General features: G+C 59.0%; 26 protein-coding genes. 13 read left to right on the top strand and 13 right to left on the bottom strand.

Going from position 1 to position 24,944, the window contains the following annotated elements; all coding sequences use genetic code 11:
• The first annotated feature begins 209 nt into the window (after nucleotides 1-209).
• The 5 genes from ACP7E4_RS23355 to ACP7E4_RS23335 all read left to right on the top strand — a co-directional run bounded on the left by ACP7E4_RS23355 (nucleotide 210) and on the right by ACP7E4_RS23335 (nucleotide 5,664).
• Nucleotides 210-1,307 (top strand): polyamine ABC transporter substrate-binding protein, encoded by a 1,098-nt coding sequence (locus ACP7E4_RS23355; RefSeq protein WP_426117901.1) that lies wholly within the window; start codon nucleotides 210-212, stop codon nucleotides 1,305-1,307.
• 266 nt (nucleotides 1,308-1,573) lie between these two features.
• Nucleotides 1,574-2,668, top strand: coding sequence for a polyamine ABC transporter substrate-binding protein (locus tag ACP7E4_RS23350; RefSeq protein WP_426117900.1), 1,095 nt, complete (start codon nucleotides 1,574-1,576; stop codon nucleotides 2,666-2,668).
• 55 nt (nucleotides 2,669-2,723) lie between these two features.
• Complete coding sequence (potA, locus tag ACP7E4_RS23345) at nucleotides 2,724-3,866, top strand: polyamine ABC transporter ATP-binding protein (RefSeq protein ID WP_426117899.1); 1,143 nt, start codon at nucleotides 2,724-2,726, stop codon at nucleotides 3,864-3,866.
• Entirely contained in the window at nucleotides 3,863-4,783 is a 921-nt protein-coding gene (locus tag ACP7E4_RS23340) for an ABC transporter permease subunit (RefSeq protein ID WP_426117898.1), read from the top strand. Before potA ends, ACP7E4_RS23340 begins: the two co-directional genes overlap by 4 nt.
• A complete protein-coding gene (locus tag ACP7E4_RS23335; RefSeq protein WP_426117897.1) occupies nucleotides 4,780-5,664 on the top strand; it encodes an ABC transporter permease subunit in 885 nt (294 codons plus the stop codon). Before ACP7E4_RS23340 ends, ACP7E4_RS23335 begins: the two co-directional genes overlap by 4 nt.
• Before the next feature lie 214 nt (nucleotides 5,665-5,878).
• On the opposite strand, the gene ACP7E4_RS23330 is transcribed toward ACP7E4_RS23335, so the two are convergent.
• Both ACP7E4_RS23330 and ACP7E4_RS23325 read right to left on the bottom strand, forming a co-directional pair.
• Complete coding sequence (locus ACP7E4_RS23330) at nucleotides 5,879-8,266, bottom strand: penicillin acylase family protein (RefSeq protein ID WP_426117896.1); 2,388 nt, start codon at nucleotides 8,264-8,266, stop codon at nucleotides 5,879-5,881.
• 135 nt (nucleotides 8,267-8,401) lie between these two features.
• Nucleotides 8,402-8,986 (bottom strand): DUF6436 domain-containing protein, encoded by a 585-nt coding sequence (locus ACP7E4_RS23325; protein WP_426117895.1) that lies wholly within the window; start codon nucleotides 8,984-8,986, stop codon nucleotides 8,402-8,404.
• Nucleotides 8,987-9,087: 101 nt separating this feature from the next.
• On the opposite strand from ACP7E4_RS23325, the gene ACP7E4_RS23320 reads away from it, so the two are divergent.
• Entirely contained in the window at nucleotides 9,088-10,056 is a 969-nt protein-coding gene (locus tag ACP7E4_RS23320; RefSeq protein WP_426117894.1) for an alpha/beta hydrolase, read from the top strand.
• Here the strand turns inward: ACP7E4_RS23320 and ACP7E4_RS23315 are convergent.
• Nucleotides 10,050-10,814 (bottom strand): DUF2059 domain-containing protein, encoded by a 765-nt coding sequence (locus ACP7E4_RS23315; RefSeq protein WP_426117893.1) that lies wholly within the window; start codon nucleotides 10,812-10,814, stop codon nucleotides 10,050-10,052. The genes ACP7E4_RS23320 and ACP7E4_RS23315 overlap by 7 nt on opposite strands.
• A 149-nt stretch (nucleotides 10,815-10,963) precedes the next feature.
• Here ACP7E4_RS23315 and ACP7E4_RS23310 point away from each other — a divergent pair, with 149 nt between their 5' ends.
• The 4 genes from ACP7E4_RS23310 to trmB all read left to right on the top strand — a co-directional run bounded on the left by ACP7E4_RS23310 (nucleotide 10,964) and on the right by trmB (nucleotide 13,611).
• A complete protein-coding gene (locus tag ACP7E4_RS23310; protein WP_426117892.1) occupies nucleotides 10,964-11,599 on the top strand; it encodes a 2OG-Fe(II) oxygenase in 636 nt (211 codons plus the stop codon).
• Between the two features lie 92 nt (nucleotides 11,600-11,691).
• Complete coding sequence (gene thiS, locus ACP7E4_RS23305) at nucleotides 11,692-11,892, top strand: sulfur carrier protein ThiS (protein WP_426117891.1); 201 nt, start codon at nucleotides 11,692-11,694, stop codon at nucleotides 11,890-11,892.
• Nucleotides 11,893-11,945: 53 nt separating this feature from the next.
• Nucleotides 11,946-12,740 (top strand): thiazole synthase, encoded by a 795-nt coding sequence (locus ACP7E4_RS23300; protein ID WP_426117890.1) that lies wholly within the window; start codon nucleotides 11,946-11,948, stop codon nucleotides 12,738-12,740.
• 223 nt (nucleotides 12,741-12,963) lie between these two features.
• Nucleotides 12,964-13,611, top strand: a complete 648-nt coding sequence (gene trmB, locus ACP7E4_RS23295; RefSeq protein WP_426117957.1) for a tRNA (guanosine(46)-N7)-methyltransferase TrmB — start codon at nucleotides 12,964-12,966, stop codon at nucleotides 13,609-13,611.
• A gap of 117 nt (nucleotides 13,612-13,728) precedes the next feature.
• Here trmB and ACP7E4_RS23290 read toward each other — a convergent pair whose 3' ends face one another.
• From ACP7E4_RS23290 to ACP7E4_RS23250, 9 genes are all read right to left on the bottom strand, one after another.
• Complete coding sequence (locus ACP7E4_RS23290; protein WP_020291786.1) at nucleotides 13,729-14,052, bottom strand: DUF3392 family protein; 324 nt, start codon at nucleotides 14,050-14,052, stop codon at nucleotides 13,729-13,731.
• 9 nt (nucleotides 14,053-14,061) lie between these two features.
• Nucleotides 14,062-15,276, bottom strand: coding sequence for a radical SAM family heme chaperone HemW (gene hemW / locus ACP7E4_RS23285; protein ID WP_426117889.1), 1,215 nt, complete (start codon nucleotides 15,274-15,276; stop codon nucleotides 14,062-14,064).
• The gene (gene rdgB / locus ACP7E4_RS23280; RefSeq protein WP_426117888.1) at nucleotides 15,273-15,866 is read right to left on the bottom strand and encodes an RdgB/HAM1 family non-canonical purine NTP pyrophosphatase; all 594 of its coding nucleotides are present in this window, start codon (nucleotides 15,864-15,866) and stop codon (nucleotides 15,273-15,275) included. Before rdgB ends, hemW begins: the two co-directional genes overlap by 4 nt.
• Complete coding sequence (locus ACP7E4_RS23275; RefSeq protein ID WP_426117887.1) at nucleotides 15,866-16,309, bottom strand: DUF4426 domain-containing protein; 444 nt, start codon at nucleotides 16,307-16,309, stop codon at nucleotides 15,866-15,868. The genes rdgB and ACP7E4_RS23275 overlap by 1 nt, the downstream gene beginning before the upstream one ends.
• A gap of 25 nt (nucleotides 16,310-16,334) precedes the next feature.
• Complete coding sequence (gene metW / locus ACP7E4_RS23270) at nucleotides 16,335-16,955, bottom strand: methionine biosynthesis protein MetW (protein WP_426117886.1); 621 nt, start codon at nucleotides 16,953-16,955, stop codon at nucleotides 16,335-16,337.
• A gap of 7 nt (nucleotides 16,956-16,962) precedes the next feature.
• Nucleotides 16,963-18,102 carry a homoserine O-succinyltransferase MetX gene (gene metX, locus ACP7E4_RS23265; RefSeq protein ID WP_020291791.1) on the bottom strand — a complete coding sequence of 380 codons (1,140 nt, stop codon included), beginning with the start codon at nucleotides 18,100-18,102 and terminating at the stop codon, nucleotides 16,963-16,965.
• A gap of 171 nt (nucleotides 18,103-18,273) precedes the next feature.
• Nucleotides 18,274-18,864 carry a YggT family protein gene (locus ACP7E4_RS23260; protein WP_020291792.1) on the bottom strand — a complete coding sequence of 197 codons (591 nt, stop codon included), beginning with the start codon at nucleotides 18,862-18,864 and terminating at the stop codon, nucleotides 18,274-18,276.
• A 28-nt stretch (nucleotides 18,865-18,892) separates the two neighbouring features.
• On the bottom strand, nucleotides 18,893-19,711 hold the full coding sequence (proC, locus tag ACP7E4_RS23255) for a pyrroline-5-carboxylate reductase (protein WP_426117885.1): 819 nt from the start codon (nucleotides 19,709-19,711) through the stop codon (nucleotides 18,893-18,895).
• A gap of 24 nt (nucleotides 19,712-19,735) precedes the next feature.
• Complete coding sequence (locus ACP7E4_RS23250) at nucleotides 19,736-20,422, bottom strand: YggS family pyridoxal phosphate-dependent enzyme (RefSeq protein WP_426117884.1); 687 nt, start codon at nucleotides 20,420-20,422, stop codon at nucleotides 19,736-19,738.
• Between the two features lie 55 nt (nucleotides 20,423-20,477).
• On the opposite strand from ACP7E4_RS23250, the gene ACP7E4_RS23245 reads away from it, so the two are divergent.
• Nucleotides 20,478-21,512, top strand: a complete 1,035-nt coding sequence (locus tag ACP7E4_RS23245) for a type IV pilus twitching motility protein PilT (protein ID WP_426117883.1) — start codon at nucleotides 20,478-20,480, stop codon at nucleotides 21,510-21,512.
• Nucleotides 21,513-21,685: 173 nt separating this feature from the next.
• Here the strand turns inward: ACP7E4_RS23245 and ACP7E4_RS23240 are convergent, their stop codons facing one another.
• Nucleotides 21,686-22,363 (bottom strand): C40 family peptidase, encoded by a 678-nt coding sequence (locus ACP7E4_RS23240; protein ID WP_426117882.1) that lies wholly within the window; start codon nucleotides 22,361-22,363, stop codon nucleotides 21,686-21,688.
• A 250-nt stretch (nucleotides 22,364-22,613) separates the two neighbouring features.
• Between ACP7E4_RS23240 and ACP7E4_RS23235 the strand changes: the two genes are divergently transcribed.
• A complete protein-coding gene (locus ACP7E4_RS23235) occupies nucleotides 22,614-23,033 on the top strand; it encodes an NINE protein (RefSeq protein ID WP_426117881.1) in 420 nt (139 codons plus the stop codon).
• A 294-nt stretch (nucleotides 23,034-23,327) separates the two neighbouring features.
• Nucleotides 23,328-24,677 carry a hypothetical protein gene (locus tag ACP7E4_RS23230; protein WP_426117880.1) on the top strand — a complete coding sequence of 450 codons (1,350 nt, stop codon included), beginning with the start codon at nucleotides 23,328-23,330 and terminating at the stop codon, nucleotides 24,675-24,677.
• The last annotated feature ends 267 nt before the right edge of the window (nucleotides 24,678-24,944 follow it).

Below are 24,944 nucleotides of genomic sequence, written 5' to 3'. Positions count from 1 at the left end.
ATTCACTGTGGGACCGGCTTTAGCCGGGAAGACGGCGTTATACCTGTGGGACCGGCTTTAGCCGGGAAGACGACATTACCTGTGGGACCGGCTTTAGCCGGGAAGACGACATGAATGCACCGGCTTCTTCCCGGCTGAAGCCGGTCCCACAAGACTTGTCGTAGACTTATGGTCAGAAGCCGCTACCTAACAACACTGGAGCTGTATACATGAAAAAATTTGGCAAGACCCTCCTGGCACTGTCCCTGATGGGCGTTGTGGCCGCCGCTGCTCAGGCTGATGACAAAGTGCTGCACGTGTACAACTGGTCCGATTACATCGCACCGGACACCATTTCCAAATTTGAAGCAGAGTCGGGCATCAAAGTCGTCTACGACGTGTTCGACAGTAACGAAACCCTCGAAGCCAAGCTGCTGGCCGGTAAATCCGGTTACGACATCGTCGTGCCGTCGAACAATTTTCTCGCCAAGCAGATCAAGGCCGGCGTCTATCAGGAGCTGGACAAGTCCAGGCTGCCTAACTACAAAAACCTGAATACCGCGCTGCTCAAGGCTGTATCGGTCAGCGACCCGGACAACAAACACGCCTTCCCGTACATGTGGGGCTCGATCGGTATCGGCTTCAACCCGGACAAGGTCAAGGCTGCGTTGGGTGCCGATGCGCCGACCAACTCCTGGGATTTGCTGTTCAAGCCTGAGAACGCTGCCAAGCTGAAATCCTGTGGCATCAGCTTCCTGGATTCGCCAACCGAAATGTTGCCGATTGCCCTGCATTACCTGGGCTATCCAACCGACTCCCAGGACAAGAAGCAGCTGGCCGAAGCCGAAGCGCTGTTCCTGAAAATTCGTCCATCGATTGGTTACTTCCACTCGTCCAAGTACATCTCCGATCTGGCCAACGGCAACATCTGCGTCGCGGTCGGTTACTCGGGTGACATTTACCAGGCAAAATCCCGGGCTGAAGAAGCCGGTGGCAAGGTCAAGGTCAGCTACAACATTCCCAAAGAAGGTGCTGGCAGCTTCTACGACATGGTCGCCATTCCCAAGGATGCCGAAAACGTCGAAGGCGCCTACAAGTTCATGAACTTCCTGATGAAGCCGGAAATCATGGCTGAGATCACCAACGAAGTGCATTTCCCGAACGGCAACGAAGCGTCGACCCCGTTGGTCAACAAAGACATCACCAGCGACCCGGGCGTTTACCCGCCAGCTGATGTGTTGGCGAAACTGTACGCCATCGCCGATTTGCCAGCCGCGACCCAGCGGATCATGACCCGCAGCTGGACCAAGATTAAATCGGGTAAGTAAAACGGGTTAATCAGCCTCTGTAGGACCGGCTTCAGCCGGGAGGGCGTAGGTACATTCACACGATGTATGCAGGAATAACGCCCTCCCGGCTGAAACCGGTCCTACGAGCGATCTGGAGCTCCTGCAGCTCCACCCAAACCATTGTCATATAATGTTTTTTTGCAGTCCGCGGTCATCAACGGTAAGTTGCGCGCCGGTTCGCCGACCCACGATGCTCAGCTCAGCGACACGGGCACCAGACCCCATACAGAAGAAGGAATGTTCACGTGTCTATTTCTTTATTTGCCAAATCCATGCTCGCCGCTGCCACTCTGACCCTTACGGTCGGTGCCCAGGCAGAATCCGTCGTGCATATTTATAACTGGTCCGATTACATCGGCACGACAACGTTGGCGGACTTCGAAACCGCCAGCAATATCAAGCCGATGTACGATGTATTCGACTCCAACGAAACCCTGGAAGCCAAGCTGCTGGCCGGGCGCACCGGTTACGACGTGGTGGTGCCGTCCAATCACTTCCTCGGCAAACAGATCAAGGCCGGCGCGTTCCAGAAGCTGGATAAAGCGCAGCTGAGCAACTATCAGAACCTTGATCCGGCGCTGCTCAAGCGTCTGGAAAAAAACGATCCCGGCAATCAATACGCCGTGCCGTATCTGTGGGGCACCAACGGCATCGGTTACAACGTCGACAAAATCAAAGCCGTGCTGGGCGTCGACAAGATCGATTCCTGGGCCATGCTGTTCGAGCCTGAGAACATCAAGAAGCTGTCGAGTTGCGGCGTGGCCTTCCTCGATTCCGCCGATGAAATGCTTCCGGCGGTGCTCAATTACATGGGCCTGAACCCCAACAGCACCAACGAGGCCGATTACAAAAAGGCCGAAGCCAAGCTGATGGCGGTACGTCCTTACGTCACTTATTTCCACTCGTCGAAATATATTACCGACCTGGCCAACGGCGACATCTGCGTTGCTGCCGGATTCTCCGGTGATGTGTTCCAGGCCAAGGCCCGTGCGGCCGAAGCGGGCAAAGGTGTGAACATCGCCTATGCGGTGCCCAAAGAGGGCGGCAATCTGTGGTTCGACATGCTGGCGATTCCGGCCGACGCCAAAAACGTCAAGGAAGCTCACGCTTTCATCAATTACCTGCTCAAGCCTGAAGTGATCGCCAAAGTCAGCGATCAGGTCGGTTACGCCAACCCGAACCCGAAATCCAGTGAGTTCATGGATCAGGAAATTCGTACCGATGAGGCGGTTTACCCATCGCAGGCCGTCCTGGACCGGTTGTTCGTGAACAGCGAGCTGCCACCCAAGGTGCAACGTCTGATGACCCGCAGCTGGACCAAGGTCAAGTCGGGCAAATAAAAATCCAGCGCCCGGCTGCATTGGTCGGGTTGCGAATCTGTTGGGAGTTTCACCCATGGCAGTTGCCTCCGGCGCCTACAAGAAATCACTCGAAGGCGGTCAGCAACCAAAGCAGGTGCTGGTCAAGATCGATCGGGTCACGAAGAAATTCGACGAGACGATTGCGGTGGACGATGTGTCCCTGCAAATCAACAAGGGCGAAATTTTCGCCCTGCTGGGCGGTTCGGGTTCGGGCAAGTCCACGCTGTTGCGCATGCTGGCGGGTTTCGAACGACCTACCGAAGGCCGGATTTACCTGGATGGCGTCGACATTACCGACATGCCACCGTACGAACGTCCGATCAACATGATGTTCCAGTCCTACGCGCTGTTCCCGCACATGACCGTCGAGCAGAACATCGCTTTCGGTCTGCAGCAGGACAAACTGCCGAAAGCCGAAGTGACGGCCCGCGTCGAAGAAATGCTCAAGCTGGTGCAGATGACCCAGTACGCGCGCCGCAAGCCGCATCAATTGTCCGGTGGTCAACGGCAGCGGGTCGCGCTGGCGCGTTCCCTGGCCAAGAAGCCCAAATTATTGCTGCTCGACGAACCCATGGGCGCGCTGGACAAGAAACTGCGCTCGCAGATGCAACTGGAGCTGGTGGAAATCATCGAGCGGGTCGGCGTGACCTGCGTGATGGTGACCCACGATCAGGAAGAGGCCATGACCATGGCCGAGCGCATCGCGATCATGCACCTGGGCTGGATCGCGCAGATCGGCAGCCCCATCGACATCTACGAAACCCCGACCAGCCGTCTGGTCTGTGAATTCATCGGCAACGTCAATCTGTTCGAAGGCGAGGTCATCGACGACGCCGAAGGCCACGCGTTGATCAGCACCCCGGAGCTGGAACGCAGCATCTATGTCGGCCACGGCGTCACCACTTCGGTGGAAGACAAGCGCATCACCTACGCGCTGCGTCCGGAAAAACTGCTGGTTACCACCGAGCAGCCGTCCTTCGAGTACAACTGGTCCCGGGGCAAGGTTCACGACATCGCCTATCTGGGCGGCCACTCGGTGTTCTATGTGCAGCTGCCGTGCGGCAAGCTGGTCCAGTCGTTTGTGGCCAACGCCGAACGTCAGGGTACGCGGCCTACCTGGGGCGATGAAGTATTCGTCTGGTGGGAAGACGACAGCGGCGTGGTGCTGCGCTCATGAAAATCCGAAAAATAAAACGAGCACTCAATCGAATAACCCCCGGTGGCCGGCAGATGGTCATCGGCGCGCCGTTCCTCTGGCTGTTCCTGTTCTTCGCCTTGCCATTCATAATCGTCATCAAGATCAGCTTCGCTGAAGCTGACGTCGCAATCCCGCCGTATACCGAGATTTTCAGTTACGCCGAGCAGAAGTTCGAAGTGATCCTCAACTTCGCCAACTACGCGCTGCTGACCGGCGACGACCTGTATATTTCAGCGTATCTGGGTTCGCTGAAAATGGCCTTCTTCAGCACGCTGCTGTGCCTGTTGATCGGCTTTCCCATGGCCTACGGCATTGCCACGGCACGCAAGGAAATGCAGACGGTTTTGCTGCTGCTGATCATGATGCCGACCTGGACCGCAATCCTGATCCGGGTCTATGCGTGGATGGGCATCCTCAGCAACAACGGCCTGCTTAACGCCTTCCTGATGTGGCTGGGCTTTATCGACGAGCCTTTGCAGATTCTCAACACCAACCTCGCGGTCTATATCGGCGTGGTGTATTCGTACCTGCCGTTCATGATTCTGCCGCTGTACGCCAATCTCGTGAAACATGATCCAAGCCTGCTGGAAGCCGCATCGGACCTGGGTTCGAGCACCTTCAACAGCTTCTGGAAAATCACCGTGCCGCTGTCCAAGAACGGCGTGATTGCCGGCTGCATGCTGGTGTTCATTCCGGTGGTGGGCGAGTTCGTCATTCCTGAACTGCTGGGTGGCCCGGAAACCCTGATGATTGGTCGCGTGCTGTGGCAGGAATTCTTCAATAACCGCGACTGGCCCGTGGCGTCCGCGCTGGCGGTGGTCATGCTGTTGATCCTGATCGTGCCGATCATTCTGTTCAACCGCAGTCAGGCTAAAGAGCTGGAGGGCAAGGCATGAGAAGCTTTCGATTCTCGAACATGATGCTGGTCCTCGGTCTGCTGTTCATCTATGCGCCGATGGTGATTCTGGTCATCTATTCGTTCAACGCCTCCAAGCTGGTGACGGTGTGGGGCGGCTGGTCGGTGAAGTGGTATGTCGGCCTGCTGGATAACACGCAACTGATGGGCTCGGTAATGCGTTCGCTGGAGATCGCCACTTACACGGCCATCGCAGCGGTTGCGCTGGGGACCATGGCGGCGTTCGTGCTGACGCGCATCACCCGCTTCAAGGGCCGCACCTTCTTCGGCGGCCTGGTGACTGCGCCGTTGGTAATGCCGGAAGTGATTACCGGTCTGTCATTGCTGCTGCTGTTCGTAGCCATGGCGCAACTGATTGGCTGGCCACAGGAACGCGGCATCGTCACGATCTGGATCGCCCACACCACGTTCTGCGCGGCGTATGTCGCGGTAGTGGTGTCGGCGCGTCTGCGTGAGCTGGACCTGTCTATCGAAGAGGCAGCAATGGATCTCGGTGCGCGGCCGTGGAAGGTGTTCTTCCTGATCACCATCCCGATGATCGCGCCGTCGCTGGCAGCAGGCGCGATGATGTCGTTCGCCTTGTCGCTGGACGATCTGGTACTGGCGAGCTTCGTCTCCGGGCCTGGCTCCACGACCTTGCCGATGGAAGTCTTCTCCGCCGTGCGTCTGGGCGTGAAGCCGGAAATCAACGCCGTGGCGAGTCTGATCCTGCTGGCGGTTTCCATGGCGACCTTCCTGGTCTGGTTCTTCAGCCGCCGCGCGGAAAACCTGCGCAGGAAAGCCATTCAGCAAGCCATCGAGGAAAGCGCCGCCGACACCTACAAACAGCCCGATCCACGCCGGACGGCTGCGCCGGTTTGATGGGCTGAAACCGTGGGACCGGCTTTAGCCGGGAAGGCGGTATTTCTGACGCAAAAAATGCATCGGATGTACCGGCCTCTTCCCGGCTAAAGCCGGTCCCACACGCCGGGCATCGAATGTACTGCCTTCCCGGCTAAAGCCGGTCCCCCACGCCGGACATCGGATGTACCGGCCTCTTCCCGGCTTTAGCCGGTCCCACGGTGGACCGAATATTTCATCGGCCCGGCACCAACCGCAACGTCCCTTCTGTATGCCCCGCAACATCCCCTTCGCTCAAATACTGCGGCACATAGCCGCCGTCGATGTAGGTCTGTGCCTGATCCGAATAGTGTTTGTCGAACGGCACGCCGCTTTGCCCGACCGGGTTGATACCCACGCTGTGCGCCGGGTCGGCGAAGTCGATGATGCGCCGGGTTGATGGGCCGTAGGTCACCGGCCATGGCGCGGGGCCGATGCGCGCGGAAAGGTTGTTCGGGACTTCATGAGTGCCGGGCGCGGCAAACGGCCCGACATTGAGCAGTTGCCCCAATAGCGGCTGCGAACCCAGCGGATGTGCATGCGTCAGGGTATGCGCCTTGCCCCACAGCCATTCATCCGGGTTCACGCCATAGGTGGATTTCAGATGTGAAACGCTGGCGTGCCAGGCGACTTTCACCGTGTTGGCGCGGCTCTCCGGCGCCGGGGAATTGCGATTGTTCCACCATGGCGAGCTGGCATCGGCGGCGACACGAGGCAAAGCGGCATCGATGACCCGAGTCGAGAGCAAGGTTTCGAACAGCCCATCGCCCAGTTCGTCATGAAAGGTTTCTTCGGTGAGATCGAACAGGAACTGGTTGAACAACGTCGCGCCGACTGAATCCAGCGAATAATCGCCTTTCCAGCTGGCCAGCCGTTCCACCAAAGCCTTTTCTTCCGGATCGCTGATCACGCTGCGCAATACCGGAATCAATGGCGTGAGAATGCGTGAGGCGTACTCGGTCTGCGTGCCCAGTTGCAGCTTCTTGCTGCTGTCCACATCCCACTTCAGCGCCGAATCGCTCAACTGCCGATTGAGCTGTTGCCCACGGTCGGCGAGGTTGTAATAGCCGGGGATCGACATGCCCGTGGGCGAAGTCGGCTGGAAGTTGGCAGACACGATGTAACCGCGAGTCGGGTTCTCTTCCTGCGGGTTGGCGCTGAACGGGTAAAAGCCCAGTTTGTCTGCCTGCTCGGTGCTGCCATCCAGAATGTAGTTGGGGTTGACGCCTTCGGGGCGAATCGGCAATTGCGCCGCCGCCCACCAACCGATATCGCCCTTGGCGTTGGCCCAGACGATGTTCAGCCCCGGCGACTGGATCTTCTCGGCAGCGCCGCGCATTTTTTCCAGGGTGTCGGCACGATTGGCTTCATAAAAGCCTTCGAGGATCGGATTCTCCGATTCAAGGAAAGACCACCACATGGCAATCGGCGTCTTGCCCGCCGTCGCGCCCAACACGTCATTGACGATGGGGCCGTGGGGCGAGCTGCGCAGGGTGAGCGTCACCGGCTGTTCGCCCTTGACCGCAATCTGCTGCTGGCTGCTGGTCATCTCGACCCATTGGCCGTGGTACCAGACTTGATTGGGATTTTCCGGATTGGCCTTTTCGGCGATCAAATCCAGATCGTCGTTCTGGAACATGGTCAGGCTCCAGCCGAAATCCATGTTGTTGCCCAGCGATGCGAACGGATTCAGCGCCTGATGATGGCCGTACAGCTCAAAACCCGGCGCGGAGAGCTGCGCTTCGTACCACACCGCCGGAGTAGAAAAGCGAATATGCGGATCGCCCGCCAGCAGCGGCTTGCCGCTTTGCGTGCGAATGCCGGAAACCGCCCAGGCATTGCTGCCCTCGAATTGCGGCAGACCGGCTTGTTCCAGCGCCTGATTGCTGAGGAATGCCAGTTGGTTGAGGGACTTCCAGTCGCTGTCAGCAAGAGTTGGCGCCTGGCTGAGTGCGCCTTGGGGCTGCCAGTCCAGATCAAAGGCTTTCAGGTATTCAGGGCCAAGCGTGTCGCGCACGAAGGTCAGCAAGGGTTCGGTACGAAACGCCGCCGCAAAGCTGTAGGCCATATAACCGCCGACGCTCAGCGTGTCTTCAGCCGTGAACGGTCGCTTGGGAATGCCGAGTAAATCGAATTCCAGCGGTTTGGCGTGGCCGTCCTGATATTGATTGATGCCGTCCAGATAGGCTTGCAGGGCTTTCCAGGCTGGCGTGTTCTGGTCGTGGCGCGCGACATAAGCGTCGGCGTGCTCGCGAATGCGCAGACTGCGGAACAGCTTGTCGGTGCCCACCAGCTTGGGGCCAAGCACCTCGGCCAGCTCGCCACGCGCCAGTCGCCGCATCATTTCCATCTGGAACAACCGATCCTGGGCATGCACATAACCCAGGGCGCGATACAGATCGGCCTCGTTTTCGGCGCGGATATGCGGCACGCCGCGCTCGTCATAACGCACGCTGACCGGCGCTTGCAGATGCGCGAGCGCAATTTCGCCATCGCGCACTGGCTGTTTGAGGTGGATGAACCAGGCGCCGCCGCCTGCAACGAGGGCAATGATGAATACAAGGATAGTCAGACTGCGTTTCATCCAGCTTCTCTATGAATAATTAGGCGGGCGCGAACTCGTGGGAGCAAGCTTGCTTGCGAAGACAATATTTCAGACAACAGCAATGTGCCTACTGTACTGACCTCTTCGCGAGCAAGCTCGCTCCCACAGGTTTTTTCATGGCAACCACGGGCAATAACACCCCACCGCCATGGTATGCGTGGCGTCCACCGGGCGGCCGGAGCTGAGGGCTTGCAGGATCGGCTCGATGAAGCTGTTGCTGGAATTGCAGGTCAGCCCTTCGCTGTACGGCCCGAAATAGGCGAGCTTGCCTTCCCGATCCCAAATCGCAACCGCAGGGCTGGCGGTGATTTGCTCGGCGCCGGGCAGGCTACTCAATGGCTTGATGGCGCTCAGGGTTTCCGGCAACTGGCCGTGGCTGCCGGGTTTCTGCACCGAATAGAAATCCACGCCGCTGCTCCCAACAATGTCGCTGCCAAAGCGCTCGATCAATTCCCCGAGATGCTGCTGATTGCCGACATTGCACGGGCAAGCCGGGTCCCAGAAATGCACCAGGCGGATTCGCCCCGGCCCGGCCAGCTCGGCGGGCAGACGCAGCGCGTCGCCGGCGAACAGCGCGGTCTGATCGCTGAACGCGCGCAAGTAACGTCCCTGAAACCAGTCGTACGCCGCCCACAGTCCGGCTGCGCAGACCAGCGCAAGCAGCCAGCTGAACAATGTGTTGCGGCGGATCAGTTTCATGTCAGACGCTTCTGTTTGAGGTGGCGTAGCTTGCCACGCCAAGGGATACAGATGAATATCGGCACAGCGCATTTCGCCACGCCGTTTGTTCTGGAATTTTCATGACCGCCACGTTCGACCCCAATTCCCTGCGTGCCAGCCTGCAACCGTTGAGCGCGATGCAGCCGCTGTCAGTCGAGGGACTCGCCTACCAGCGCTTTTACAGCATTGCCGGACTGGGCCCGAAAGGCCCGACGCGCAGTTGGCTGGGCCGCATGGACGTGGCAGGTTATGAAATCGTCGCTCAGGTCTGGCTTCCCGAGCAACCGGTGGCGACGCTGTTCCTGCTACACGGCTTTTATGACCACATGGGTCTGTTCAAGCATGTGATCGAGTGGGGGCTGAGCATGAACTTCGCGGTAATCGCCTGCGACTTGCCGGGGCACGGTTTGTCCGGCGGCCCGCGCGCCAGCATCAACGACTTCGCGGAGTATCAGCTGGTGCTGCAGCGCTTGTTCGCAGAAGCCTCCACCTTGCAGTTACCGCAGCCCTGGCATCTCCTGGGACAAAGTACGGGCGGGGCGATTGTGATTGATCACGTGCTCAATCAGGGCGAGAAAAGCCCGGCCCAAGGTCAGGTGATCCTCCTCGCGCCGCTGGTTCGGCCGCGCGCCTGGGGCTGGTCGAAGCTCAGCTATTACCTGCTCAAACCCTTCGTCAAAGGCATCGCCCGACGCTTCAGCGAAAACTCCAATGCGCCGACTTTCCTGCCATTCCTGCTGGCCGACCCGCTGCAAGCGCGGCGTCTGCCCACCGCATGGGTCGGCGCCCTGGCACGCTGGATCGAACGCATAGAATCAGCGCCGCGCAGCTCCCGCAGCCCGATCATCATCCAGGGCGAAGCCGACATGACCGTTGACTGGAGTCATAACCTGGGCGTGCTCAACGAAAAATTCAACCACCCGCAAATCCTCATGCTCAGCGAAGCCCGCCATCATCTGGCCAATGAACTGCCGGAGTTGCGCGCGCGCTATTTCGCGTCCATAGAGCAGAAGATGGGGCTGGCGGCTTCAAACAGTCAGGTTTACTGACTCGGCGCCAGGCTCGAAGCGCTTTGCCCGACCGCCAGTCCTGCGCGGATCGCGGCCAGTGCGGCCTGGTAATAGGCTTTGCCATCGGGGGATTCGGCGAAGTTCGAGAATTCTTCCAGCTCCGGGTCGGACAGGTCGCGGTAGACGTACAGCAGGGTGTTGTTCATGTCGGCGGCGATTTGCGTCATCAGGCGTTGGCGCTGGCCGTCGAGCATGCTTTGCCCCTGGCCACCTGCGCCGCCCATCAAACCGGGGATCATCTGGCTCAGGCTGTCGGCCGCCACACCGGCAATCGCCAGGCTGATTTCGGCACCTGCTTCCTTGGCGGGCAGAGCCTGCGCCAAATGGCCGATCAATAGTTGGCGGGTGGCGTCAGCTTCGATATGCGGCAGGCCCTGAGCGTTTTTTGCCAGTTGATCGGCGCGGGTTGCGGTCAGCTCGGCGTTGACGATTTTCATGCCCAGTGGCGATTGAAAGAATTGCAGGGCAGGGTTGGGATCGCGCAGGGTTTCACGCAAACGCTTTTCGGCACGCTGATCCATGGCCTGCGGGCCGAAGCGCTGGTTGCTGTTATCGACCAGCGCCTGATACACCGCGGGCGGCAGGCTATTGCGATATCGTTGTTGGGCTGCTTTGAGGGCATCGTTGAAATGCGCGCGTTGTTCTGGCCAACCGGCGACCTTGTATAACTGGTCATAGCTGTCTGCCCAGGCAGGCAAAGTGCAGAACATCAACAGCAAAACAAACAAACGGCGCATAGGGACTCCTGTCGGCAGGTCGCTATTCTCCGGGTGCTGGCGGGGATTTGTCGAGTTATGACTTCCCTTGCCACGTGAAAATTAATTGAGTTGGCAATCCCTGCATCACCGGTACTGTTGGATTTGCGGGCATATGGATACTATGCGCGATGCGAATTGCCCCTGATCACCCGTTGCTGCTGCGAATCGTTGACGACCTGGCTGCCCACGGCTGGTCGCAGCAGAATATTTTCCTGCCTGAAACATTGACCCGCGAGCTGGCGAGCGAGTGCCACACACGCGCCGCCGAAGGCGAACTGGCCCCCGCTGGCGTGGGTCGCGGGCCGTTCCAGGAAGTGCGCGAAGGTATTCGTGGCGATCATATCCAGTGGCTCGAAGCCGGGCAGGTCGAGGTCTGCGACCGCTATCTGGAACTGATGGACAGCCTGCGTCTGGCGCTCAATCGCGGACTGTTTCTCGGCCTTGAAGACTACGAAAGTCATTTCGCGCTGTACCCGCCCGGCGCTTTCTATCGCAAGCACGTCGACCGCTTTCGTGATGACGACCGGCGCATGGTTTCGGCTGTGCTTTATCTGAATCAGGCCTGGTTGCCCGAGCACGGCGGCCAGCTGCGCATGTATCTTAAAAATGAGCTGCAAGATGAAACGCAATACGACGTGCAGCCCACCGGCGGTTGTCTGGTGGTGTTCCTGTCCGGTGAAATCCCTCACGAGGTCATGCCTTCGACCCGCGAGCGGCTGTCGTTGACCGGATGGTTCCGGCGCCGGGGCAACGAGCCGTTCTGACCGATGCCGAGACGAATGGCGTGGCTTTGCCTTGGTCATACCGGCTGATCGGGCTAGAATGCTCGCCCCTAAAATGATGGCTGCAATCGCGCATGCACATTCAGTTGAACGGCGAACCCCTTGAACTGCCGGATGGCGAAACCGTCCTGGCACTGCTGACCCGCCTTGATCTTGCCGGGCGTCGTGTTGCGGTCGAGCTGAACCTGGATATCGTGCCGCGCAGCCAGCATGTGTCTACGGTCTTGAGCGAGGGCGATCAGGTCGAAGTGGTCCACGCCATCGGCGGCGGCTAGTCCCCGGCACGCAGTGATTTCAATCTGCTAGAAACCTTCCAAGAGGATTTCCCATGAGCAACGTTCGCAGCGACAAGCCGTTCACCCTGGCCGGTCGGACTTTCGAGTCGCGCCTGCTGGTCGGTACCGGCAAATACGTCGATATGGAACAAACCCGCCTGGCTATCGAAGCTTCTGGCGCCGAGATCGTCACGGTCGCGGTGCGCCGGACCAATCTGGGCCAGAATCCGGGCGAGCCGAACCTGCTGGATATCCTGCCGCCGGACCGCTACACCATCCTGCCGAACACCGCTGGCTGCTTCGATGCCATTGACGCCGTGCGCACCTGTCGCCTGGCCCGTGAGCTGCTCGACGGCAAGAATCTGGTCAAGCTCGAAGTACTGGCGGACCAGAAGACTTTGTTCCCCAACGTGATCGAAACCCTCAAGGCCGCCGAAGTGCTGGTCAAGGAAGGCTTCGACGTGATGGTTTATACCAGCGATGACCCGATTATTGCCCGACAACTGGCGGAGATCGGCTGCATCGCGATCATGCCGCTGGCCGGCTTGATTGGCAGCGGCCTGGGGATCTGTAATCCGTACAACCTGCAGATCATCCTCGAAGAAACCAAAGTCCCGGTGCTGGTCGATGCTGGTGTCGGTACTGCATCCGACGCCACCATCGCCATGGAGCTGGGCTGCGAAGCGGTGCTGATGAACTCGGCCATCGCCCACGCGCAGGACCCGATCCTGATGGGCGCCGCCATGAAACACGCCGTCATTGCCGGCCGCATGGCCTACCTTGCCGGCCGCATGCCGAAAAAACTTTATGCCAGCGCGTCCTCGCCGCTGGATGGCCTGATTCGGTAGGACTCCTACCGTGGGACCGGCTTTAGCCGGGAAGGCGTCATTCTGATCAAAGAATTTCGTCGGATGTACTGGCCCTTTCCCGGCTAAAGCCGGTCCCACGGTCAAATAGATAATGTGTCGTTTGATATAGAGCTCGTTGATGACTGATTCGCACGTTCCACCCGAGTTGCCTGTTGCAGAAGAAGGCGCAGAACGCCAACACCGGCGCATCAAGAGTTTCGTGATGCGCGCCGGGCGCATGACTGAAGGCCAGCAACGTGGTCTGGATCAAGGTCGCCCGCTGTTCGTTCTGCCGCTGACCGATGCGCCCGTGGATTACGATCAGGTGTTTGGCCGCTCTGCGCCGCGCACCCTGGAAATCGGCTTCGGCATGGGCCATTCCCTGCTGGAGATGGCGGCGGCTGCGCCGGATCAGGACTTCATCGGCGTCGAAGTGCACAATCCGGGCGTCGGCGCGCTGCTCAATGGCGTGCTGACTCAAGGCCTGACCAACGTGCGGGTCTACGATTGCGACGCAATCGAAGTGCTCAACCGTTGCATCGCCGACAATAGCCTCGATCGCCTGATGCTGTTTTTCCCCGATCCATGGCACAAGAGCCGTCACCACAAGCGCCGCATCGTGCAGCCTGAATTTGCCAAACTGGTGCGCAGCAAGCTCAAGGTAGGCGGCGTGCTGCACATGGCCACTGACTGGGAACCCTATGCCGAGTACATGCTGGAAGTGATGAACGTCGCGCCGGGTTATCGCAACCTGGCCGAAGACGGCAAATGCGTCCCACGCCCAACTGAACGCCCGATCACCAAATTCGAACGCCGTGGCGAACGCCTGGGGCATGGGGTTTGGGATTTGAAGTTTGAGAAGATCGATTAATTGTGGGAGCGAGCTTGCTCGCGAATAGGCCAGTACATCTAATAGATATCTGGAGTCTGACAAACCCCTTCGCGAGCAAGCTCGCTCCCACAAATGTGGGGTGATCTTGCTTGTTGGTCACTTCCTGTCCGCAACAACCCCGATCAACACCAGCACCACCACCAATACCGGCGCCAGGCTGTAGTTGTTGAACTGGCTTAGCCCGCGAATCACCCACGGGGTGGCGTAGATCAACGCTGCGCCGCTGCCGAGAGTGACCAGCAACGCCATGAGCGGGATGCGCAATGCGCCTGCGAAGCTGCTGATGCGTTGTTCGACCCAGCCCTTGAAGTCCGCGCCAAACAGCACCAGCAAACAGCCCACCAGCGCGAGCGCGATTTCCGAAAGGTTGCTGCGGCTCCAACGGGAGGCAGTGGCGAGCAGGTCGAAGATGAAATCCATGCAGGGTCCTTAGATTAGAAAGTATTGCAGCAAGTCATTGAGAAACAGCTGGCCTTGGGGCGTGGCGACCAGTCGTGTCGGATCAGGCAGCAGCAGGCCGCGTTGTTCGGCTTGCTGACGGGCGCTGGCCAGCGAATCGAGGCTTAGACCGGTGCGCTGGCGAAATAATGCAGCGTCCACACCATTTGTCAGGCGCAGGGCATTCATCAGGAATTCGAACGGCAGCTCTTCGACGCTGAGCAGCTTTTCCCCGGCCTTGAATGGCTTGGCCGGGTTGAGGTAATCCTTGGGCAGACGGGTTTTCCAGGTCCGCACGATGCGTCCGTCCGGATGGCTGAGCTTGCCGTGGGCGCCCGCGCCGATGCCGATGAAGTCGCCAAAACTCCAGTAATTAAGGTTATGCCGCGCCGGTCTGCCGGGTTGTGCGTAAGCCGAGACTTCGTACTGCGCGTAACCGTTTTCGGCGAGCAGCAATTGTCCGGCTTCCTGAATGTCCCAGAGAATGTCGTCTTCGGGCAGCACGGGCGGCTGGTTCCAGAACACGGTGTTCGGCTCCAGCGTCAGTTGATACCAGGACAAATGCGTCGGACCCAGATCGATGGCTTGTTGCAGATCGCCCAAGGCATCGCTTTGCGACTGATCCGGCAGGCCGTGCATCAGGTCCATATTGAAGTTGTCGAAACCGGCCTGACGCGCCATGTCGGCGGCGCGAATTGCTTCGTCGCCGTTGTGAATCCGGCCCAGCGCCTTGAGTTTGGCTTCCTGGAAGCTCTGGATGCCGATGGACAGGCGATTGATGCCCAGCCCGCGATAGGCGCTGAACTTGACCTGCTCGAAGGTGCCCGGATTGGCTTCCAGGGTGATTTCGATGTCGCTGGCGAAGCGAATGCGCTGTTCGACGCCCTTGAGCAAGCGGCCCAGTGCATCGGCGCTGAACAGGCTCGGCGTGCCGCCGCCGAAGAAGATCGAGCTCAGTTCCCTACCGTAGACATTGGGCAAATCCAGATCCAGGTCGGCCAGCAACGCGTCGATGTATTCGGCTTCCGGCAGCACCGGGCTGGCGGTGTGGGAATTGAAATCGCAATACGGGCATTTGCGCACGCACCACGGAATATGGATATACAGCGACAACGGCGGCAGTTGCGGCAGCGCGGCCCTCGGACCGGTGGAGGAAAAGCCGGTTTCGCCGAGAAACAGCGGTTGTGCGGGTGCGTCGTGGCTCATTTCAAACTCAAGCGCTGGCGCAGAATCGCCATGGCGCGGGCGCGATGGCTGAACTGGTTCTTCTCGACGGGGCTCAGTTCGGCGCTGGAGCAATCGCGCTCCGGAACCCAGAACAACGGGTCATAACCGAAACCATGCGCGCCACTCGCAGCGGTCAGAATGCGCCCGTGCCACAGGCCTTCGCAAAGAATCGGCAGCGGATCATCAGCGTGACGGACCAAGGCCAGCACGCAGACGAACTGCGCGCCGCGTTGCTCTTCGGGTACGTCCTTGAGCGCATCCAGCAATTTGGCGTTGTTCGCCGCGTCGCCGAGCCCGTCGGCATAGCGCGCCGAATAAATCCCCGGCGCGCCGCCCAGATAATCCACCGCCAGCCCCGAGTCGTCCGCCAGAGCGGGCATACCGGAGATGCGCGCCGCGTTACGCGCCTTGAGGATCGCGTTTTCGACAAACGACAGGCCGGTTTCTTCCGGCTCGACCTGGCTGAACTCACCAATCGAGCGCAATTGCACGCTGTCGCCGAGCATGGCCTGGAGTTCTTTGAGTTTGCCGGCGTTGTGGCTGGCCAATACGAGCTGCGGGAAAGTCATTAGTCGCCTGAGTAGATTTCTTGGTTGAAGCTGAACGAGTGTGCGACATCGTCACCGGCCTTTACGTTGACGGTGAAGGTGTAGATCGCTGACGCGTTCGGATCAACGGGGAACTGCGCGATGTAATAGACCGCGCCCTTGTCGTTGATCTGCTTGAAGGTGAGGGTTTTTTCCCGTCCGGTCAGATCCTTTACAGCCCCCGTGACATTGGCGGGAATAGTCTTGCCGGCCTTGACCGTTGCGATGTTCAGCACGCCCTGATTCTTGCTGCGAATCAGGCCGGTAGCTTCAGCGATGGCCGGTTGCAGGACGCTGGAAGCGAACGCGTTGTAGTGCACGGTCAGCTCACCGAATTGTTCTTTGCGCTCGGGCTTGGCGTTGTCGGCAGCCATTAGCGGCAATGCCAGGCACAAGGTGCATAAAAAGACAGCTAGGCGGCGCATGTTCGTTCTCCTGTCATGAGGTGACTCAAATCGCAATCTGGTGCTCTTGCAGGCCCGGACTGCTGACCCGATAGATGCCGATCTCACCTAACAGGTTAGGCCATAGCTTACTGGCCCAACCATGTCGATGCTGTTGATCTACCGCAAGCCGATCAATGACCCGCGCGTGGCGGCCCCGGCACAGGTCTTCGAAGTCTTCGAAGGTGCAGAAGTGAATATTAGGCGTGTTGTACCAGGTGTAAGGCAGGAAGTCGGATACCGGCATGCGGCCCTTGCTCGCCAGGTACCAGCGGCAGCGCCAGTGACCGAAGTTGGGGAAGGTGATGATGCACTGGCGGCCGACGCGGAGCATTTCGTCGAGGATCTTGTCCGGGTAGCTCACCGCTTGCAGCGCCTGGGTCATGACCACGACGTCGAAACTGTTGCTGGCGAAGTTGCCCAGGCCCTTGTCCAGATCCTGCTCGATGACATTGACACCCTTGCCCACGCAGCGGGCGATGTTATCGGCGTCGTTTTCCAGGCCGTAGCCGGTGACTTGCTTGTTGTCCCGCAGCCAGGCCAGCAGTTCGCCGTCGCCGCAACCGAGGTCGAGCACGCGGCTGCCCGCAGGGATCCATTCTTGGATGATTTCCAGGTCAGCTCTCATGGCTTCCTCAAAGTGCAATGCGGTTCATGTAGCTGGAGAAAGCCTGCAAGTAGCGCGGGATCGGGATCAGAAAGGCGTCGTGGCCCTGGGGCGCGTCGATTTCCAGGTAACAGACGTTCTTCTTCGCCGCCATCAGCGCATCCACCAGTTCCCGGGAGCGGGCTGGGGAAAAGCGCCAGTCGGTGGTGAACGAAATCACGCAGAACTCGGCGGTGACGTTGGCCAGCGTCGCCGCCAGATTGTCGTTGAATGCGCCAGCCGGGTCGAAGTAGTCCAGCGCCTTGGTCATCAGCAGGTAAGTGTTGGCGTCGAAACGCCCGGAGAACTCTTCACCCTGATAACGCAGATAGCTTTCAACCTGGAACTCGACGCTGTGGAAGTCGTAGTTGAGCTTCTCGCTTTTGAGCCCACGGCCGAATTTCTCGCCCATGGAATCGTCGGACAGATACGTGATGTGCCCGACCATGCGCGCCAGCATCAGGCCGCGTTTGGGGATCACGCCGAATTCCTGGAAGTCGCCACCATGGAATTCCGGGTCGGACAGGATCGCCTGACGCGCCACTTCGTTGAAGGCGATGTTCTGCGCCGACAGCTTGGGTGCCGAAGCGATGGCCAGACAATGGCGAACGCGATTGGGGTACGTCATGGTCCATTGCAGCGCCTGCATGCCGCCCAGGCTGCCGCCGACCACAGCGGCCCATTGCTCGATGCCCAGCAGATCAGCCAGACGGGCTTGACTGTGAACCCAGTCTTCAACGGTCAACACCGGGAAATTCGCGCCGAACGGCTTGCCGGTTTCCGGATCGATGCTGCTCGGGCCGGTGGAGCCGTTGCAGCCGCCCAGATTGTTCAGGCTGACCACGAAGAAACGGCGGGTGTCGATGGGCTTGCCGGGACCGATGCAGCTGTCCCACCAGCCGGGTTTGCGCTCGTCGACGCTATTGAAACCCGCTGCGTGGTGGTGGCCGGACAAGGCGTGGCACACCAGCACGGCATTGCTGCGCGCGGCGTTGAGTTCGCCATAGGTTTCGTAAATCAGGTCGTAGGCAGGCAAGGAACGACCACAGTCCAGGGCCAGAGGCTCGCTGAAATGCGCCAGTTGCGGCGTGACTAGACCGACAGAATCTTCGGGAAAGACCGTGGACATCGACCCTGCTCTCGCTTAAATGAGGCGTAAGTCTAAAGACCATGGGGGGGTAGGGCAAATGATCTTCCAGTGTCTGTGTGGACATCTTCGCGAGCAAGCTCGCTCCCACGGAGCATGTGATACCTGTGGGAGCGAGCTTGCTCGCGAAAGCGATTATCCAGACGCCGAAAATCAGATCAGCAAACGCAGCACATCCGGCATCATGCTCATTGCCGCCAGGTTGTTGATAACCAGCATGTCCAGCAGCTTGAGGACCATGAACGCCAGGATCGGCGAGATATCCAGACCGCCCAGGTTAGGCAGAATCTTGCGCAGCGGGGCCAGCATCGGCTCGCAGATCTGGTTGACCATTTCCGCACCAGGGTTGTGGCTGGCCGGGGCGACCCAGGACAGGATCACGCTGATGATCAGGGCGAAGAAGAAAATCTTCAGGAACAGCGCCGTCACGCCAATGATTGCCCAGAGCAGCAGATGCAGCGGATCACCGGTGGTGCCATAGGCCAGCAACAGGGTCAGGGCCATCAAAATCAGCTGCACGATGATCGCCAGCACCAGAGACGACATGTCCAGGCCAAACAGGCTGGGGATGATCCGGCGCAGCGGCTTGAGCAGCGGCTGGGTGGCGCGCACGGCGAACTGGCTCAACGGGTTGTAGAAGTCCGCCCGTACCAGTTGCAGCACGAAGCGCAGCAAAATGATCAGCAGGTACAAGCTGCCGATGGTTTGCAGGATGTAGATTGCAGCGGTGTTCAGTCCGATCATCGGTTCTGTTCCTCAAAGGCCTGGAAGGTTACTTGCCCAGCTGTTCGGCCATCTCTGCCGAACGCTGTGCGGCGGCAGTGAGTGCGGTTTCGACCAGGGCTTCGAAGCCCCCGGCCTGGAATGATTTGATTGCAGCTTCTGTGGTGCCCGCTGGCGAGGTTACCCGACGACGCAGTTCGGCAGCGTCAACATCGCTGCCGGTGGCCATCAGCGCGGCGCCCAGCGCGGTTTGCAGCGTCAGCTGCGAGGCCACTTCCTGCGGCAGGCCGAGTTTCACGCCCGCCGCCGTCATGGCCTCGATCAACAGGAAGAAATACGCCGGGCCGCTGCCCGATACCGCCGTCACTGCATCCAGTTGCTGTTCTTCGTCGAGCCACAGGGCAATGCCAACTGCCGACAACAACTGCTCGGCCTGTTCACGCTGCGCCTGGCTCACCAAAGCCGTGGCGTACAAACCGCTGACGCCCTGACGCAGCAACGCCGGCGTGTTGGGCATGCAGCGCACGATGGGTTGCGCGCCCAGCCATTGGCTCATGCTGGCGCAAGTGATGCCGGCAGCAATCGAAACCACCAATTGATTGGGTTTGAGGCTTGGACGCAGGGCTTCGCAAACGGCTTTCATCATCTGCGGCTTGACCGCGATCAGCACGACATCCGCGCCTTCGATGGCTTCGGCGTTATCGGCCACCACCACGATGCCATGTTCAGCGGCGATTTTGCCGCGCTGTTCGGCGCCGGGATCACTGGCGCGGATCGAGTCGGCTTCCACGCCCTGGGCGCGCAGTCCGCCGATCAGGCTGGCGGCCATGTTGCCGGCGCCGATAAAGGCAATACGAGTCTTGCTCATGTCGGGTTCCTTGAGAGGGGAAGGTTATGGCTGGCCGTAGTCACGGGCGCCAAACAGGGCAGTACCGATCCGCACCCAGGTTGCGCCTTGTGCGATGGCGGCCTCCAGGTCGTGGCTCATGCCCATGGAAAGGGTGTCGAGTGGCAGATTCAACGAATCCTGCAGCGAACGTACCGCAGCAAAGGCCGCGTTTTGTTCCGCGTTGTCTTCGGTCGGTTCGGGAATGGCCATCAAACCGCGCAGTTTCAGGTGCGGCAAGGCACTGATCGCGGCGGCCAGCGCCGGTAAATCAGCGGGCGTGCAGCCGGACTTGCTGGCTTCGCCACTGACATTGACCTGAATGCAGATATTAAGCGGTGGCAAGTCCGCAGGACGTTGCTCAGACAGACGTTGCGCGATTTTCAAACGATCCACTGAATGCACCCAGGCGAAATTCTCGGCAATAGCACGAGTCTTGTTCGACTGAATGGGGCCGATGAAATGCCAACACAAGGGCAGGTCGGCCAATTCGAGCTGTTTGCTCAGGGCTTCCTGCAAATAGTTTTCGCCGAAGTCACGCAAACCCGCCGCATAGGCTTCGCGCAAGGCGCTGGCCGGCTTGGTCTTGCTGACCGCGAGCAGGCCTATGGCGGCTGGATCGCGTTGGGCGGCAAGGGCGGCTGCGTTAATTCGTGCGCCGAGCGTTGAAATGTTCGCTGCTATCGTGGACATTGATTTGCGCCAGCAGGGCTAAAGTCTGCGGCATTCTATGTGATTGAGGAGCTGTATGGATATTACCGAGCTGCTGGCCTTCAGTGCCAAGCAAGGCGCATCGGACTTGCATCTCTCTGCTGGCCTGCCGCCGATGATCCGGGTCGATGGCGATGTGCGGCGGATCAACCTGCCAGCCCTGAGCGCCAAAGAGGTCCAGGAGCTGATCTACGACATCATGAACGACAAGCAACGACAGAACTTCGAAGAGCTTCTGGAGACCGACTTTTCCTTCGAAGTCCCGGGCGTGGCGCGCTTCCGGGTCAACGCGTTCAACCAGAACCGTGGCGCGGGCGCGGTGTTCCGGACCATTCCTTCGAAGATCCTGAGCATGGAAGATCTCGGGATGGGAGAAGTGTTTCGCAAGATTACCGACGTGCCGCGCGGCCTGGTGCTGGTCACCGGACCGACCGGTTCCGGCAAGTCGACGACCCTTGCGGCAATGGTCGACTATCTGAACTGCAACAAGCATCACCACATCCTGACTATCGAAGACCCGATCGAATTCGTTCACGAGTCCAAGAAGTGCCTGGTCAACCAGCGCGAAGTGCACCGCGATACCCTCGGCTTCTCGGAAGCCTTGCGCTCGGCGCTGCGGGAAGACCCGGACGTGATTCTGGTGGGCGAGCTGCGCGACCTGGAAACCATTCGCCTGGCGCTGACGGCTGCGGAAACCGGCCACCTGGTGTTTGGCACGCTGCACACCACGTCTGCCGCGAAGACCATCGACCGGATCGTCGACGTGTTTCCGGCGCAGGAAAAATCCATGATTCGTTCGATGTTGTCCGAGTCGCTGCATGCCGTGGTATCGCAAACCCTGCTGAAGAAGGTTGGCGGCGGGCGGATTGCCGCGCACGAAATCATGATGGGTACGCCGGCGATCAGGAACCTGATTCGCGAGGACAAGGTCGCACAGATGTACTCAGCGATTCAGACCGGAGGCTCGCTGGGCATGCAGACGCTGGATATGTGCATGAAGGATCTGGTCACCCGCGGCCTGGTAACCCGCGAAAGTGCGCGGGAAAAAGCCAAGGTGCCGGACAATTTCTGAGTAGACGGCCTGTTGGAGCGAGGCTTGCCCGCGAATCGGTGTCCAAGCCGGGAATAGGGCGATGCATCTGTGTGGCCAGACACGACGCCTTCCCGGCTAAAGCCGGTCCCGCTAGATAAACCGCACCCCAAAGTCTGGACCAGGTGTCCAACTTTTTGGGGTGCAGTTCAAGATCAGCGCTGAACGATGCGCAACGGCTCTTTCTGCTTGGGCAGGACGCGCTTGGCGACCATGTAGTGGCTGTCCCAATACGGCTTTTTCAGCGTATCGACAGTCACCGCCTTGCCACGGCGCGGGGCGTGGACGAAGCGGTCGTTGCCCAGGTAAATGGCGACATGGTTGACCTTGCGGCTCTTGATGTTGAAGAACAGCAGGTCGCCGGGCTTCAGATCCTTGCGGTCGACTTTTTGCCCGTGGCCTTCGGCCATGGCATTGGACGTGCGCGGCAGATTGACTTCACTGACGCCGTTGAACGCGTATTTGACCAGCCCGCTGCAATCCAGACCTTTGCCGGCGGTGGTGCCGCCCCAACGGTAAGGTGTGCCGACGGCGCTGAGCGCGCGGCTGACCACCGAGTTGCTTTGTTTGGCGTTAGGCGCAATCACTGCAACACTGCTGGTCTTCTTCGAATTCTTCAGGGCGGCTGAACGAATAGCGGCCTTGGTGCTGCGCTCTCGTGGAGAAATGACCGGCGCAGGCTCGGTGCGGTTGGTTGCGAGGGTTGGCGAAGAGTGACTTTTCGCCGTGTAGCCAGAGAAGCTCGCAGGTAAGGATTGCTCACGATTGGTGGCATGAGCGGCCAGGGGCAATAATAGGCAGATGGTTAGCCATGACTTGAAAAATGGACGCATTCGGCAGGGCTCTTGTGGGTAAGCGCGCAACTTTATAACAGCTTTTTGTGAATTCCTGACCCCATTTGTCGATTCAATTACGGCGCAATCGTTACGATTTATGCGACAAACTGTCTCAAAAGGCACGCCAATCCCTTTGGTTACAAGGGTTTGCCCGATCCGTAGGAGGTTCCCGCCATACGTCGGATGGACACAGAAAAGTCACAAACTTTACGAATATTTTTTTCTATCAACTCAAATGAGGGCGCAAATGAACACCTATCAAAACGGCGTGCAGCAGCACGACACCCACAGCAAGGTCATGGGCTATGTGCTCTGGATTGTCGGCTTCACCGGGGCGCATCGCTTCTACTACGGCAAGCCGGTTACCGGGACGATCTGGTTCCTGACCCTCGGTCTGCTGGGTATCGGCTGGCTGATTGACGTGTTCCTGATTCCGGCCATGGATCGCGAAGCCGACCTGCGTTTCACTTCGGGTTCGACGGACTACAGCCTTTCCTGGATTCTGCTGACCTTCCTCGGCGTATTCGGCGTGCATCGCATGTACATGGGCAAGTGGATCACCGGGCTGATCTACCTGTGCACAGGCGGGCTGTTTCTGGTGGGCGTGCTGTATGACTTCTGGACGCTGAACGACCAGATCTCGATAAAAAACGCCCAGCGCGGTTGATTGCAGGGTCTTTTCAGACGCCGCTTAGTCAAGGACCGGTAGGAGGGGACTTGTCCCCGAACACGGCAGCCCAGGCGGCGTTGATATCTGCATTGTTGGTTGTCCGGCCCATCGCATTCGGGGACAAGTCCCCTCCTACATTAAGTTGGTTCGCCTTGGATATTCAGCAGCCAATAAAATTTGCATCCACATTTAAATCAGAGTAAACCGAAAATTGTGATGCCCCATGGATGAAATTGTTCTTTGGAAAAGAGCAGGGCGTCACTTCTAAAATTTTCGAACAAGGATGCTGTTATGGAAAACATTGATACTGCTGCGCGTTATGCGGGACAACTTGATCCTGAGTTCACCCAACAGCCGAATATTCCTGGCTGGGTCGATATTTTGCGCGCGCTGGGCTGGCCGGCAAGTCGCGATCTGTTCTTTTCTTCAGTTGCCGCGACAGCTGATGGTTATCTTTATGCCTGCGGCTATTTCGCCGAAACAGTCAGTCATCCGGTGGAGTACTTTATCGCCCGTCTGCAAGAGGACGGGCAAAGAGATACCGCATTCGGCAATGACGGAGTCATCAGGGGCACATTCCCGGTCAACTTCAAGATGATCATCCCGACCAGAATGGTGGTGCAGGCCGACGGCAAGATTCTCTTGCAGGCGCTGGGTTATGCCGGCAGTCAGGAGTCGGCTGACCCGGTTCTGCTGGTGGCGCGGTTCCTGGCGAACGGCGAGGCGGATGTAGAGTTCGGCGAGCAAGGGTTGATGCGCAAGGACCTGCCACCCGGGAAGCCCGGTTTTCTCGCGTCCTTTGTCGGTGATCTGCAGCAGTTGCCGGATGGCCGGATTCTCGCCAGCACAACCGGCGTGCGAACGACTGCGCAGGGCCCAATGGAAAGCGCGATTGTTTACCGGCTCACCGCTCAGGGCGAGCTGGACGGGTCGTTCAACGGTAACGGCATAAAGGACTTTGCCCCGCCGGGCGCGTCGTTGCGGGTCAAGGGCTTCGTGGTCCAGCCTAATGGCAAAGTGGTGCTCGCTGGGCGGGTGACCCATGAAGGCAGCGGCTCAACCAGCGGCATGTTCGCGCGCCTGGATGAGACTGGGCAGCTGGATAAAACCTTCGGCCCGCTGGGCACAGGCTTTTTCGAGTTCTCCCTGGGCGATTACAATCTGCACATCAACTCAATCGCGCTGAGTCCAGATGGTTCGCTAGTGGGGGTTGGTGCGGCGTCGGCGATTATTCCCGAGCAGGGTTTTATTGATCAGGGATTTATCATCGGCATTACCGCTGACGGTTTGTCCGATGAGGATTTTAATAACGGAACGCTGTTGGTGACGCCGATCAATGAGCGGTATTCCGTAGAATGGGTTTCGGCGCACTTTCAGCATGATGGTAAGTTATTGGTGGCGGGGCGTTCAAAGCGTCTGGTTTCTACCCATGACACTTATATCTATGTGGCGCGATTTAACAGTGATGGTGCGCCGGATATGAATTTTGGTGGCCTGGAAACTGGAAGAGTTGAAACTCCGGTGGGTGGCTTTAATGATATTCCGCTTGAAATGCGTCAACAAGCAGACGGCAGGATACTTGTGGGCGTCAATGCCAGTAGTTTCCGCAAGGGAACGCTGTTGCGTTATTTGAATGATTGATTAGTCGCTGTGGGAACGAGGCTTGCCCGCGAATGCGTCAACCCAGTTGAGGAACACTCAGACTGGAAATCCGATTCGCGGGCAAGCCTCGCTCCTATGTATGGACTCGCCCACACTTTCAACCTGCTTTTGAACACTGCTACCCGGTTGCATCTATGTATAAGGCCTATTCGAGGAAGCATCATCGGCTTCTGGCCAACATTGGGTGAGCTCGCGGTATGCCGATTACGTTAAGGCCTCAAAGGGCCAGTAGGAGCGCAGGCATCT

Source organism: Pseudomonas sp. DSP3-2-3, from assembly GCF_049898225.1.
Classification (GTDB): domain Bacteria; phylum Pseudomonadota; class Gammaproteobacteria; order Pseudomonadales; family Pseudomonadaceae; genus Aquipseudomonas.
This window is presented reverse-complemented; position numbering and strand designations above follow the sequence as displayed.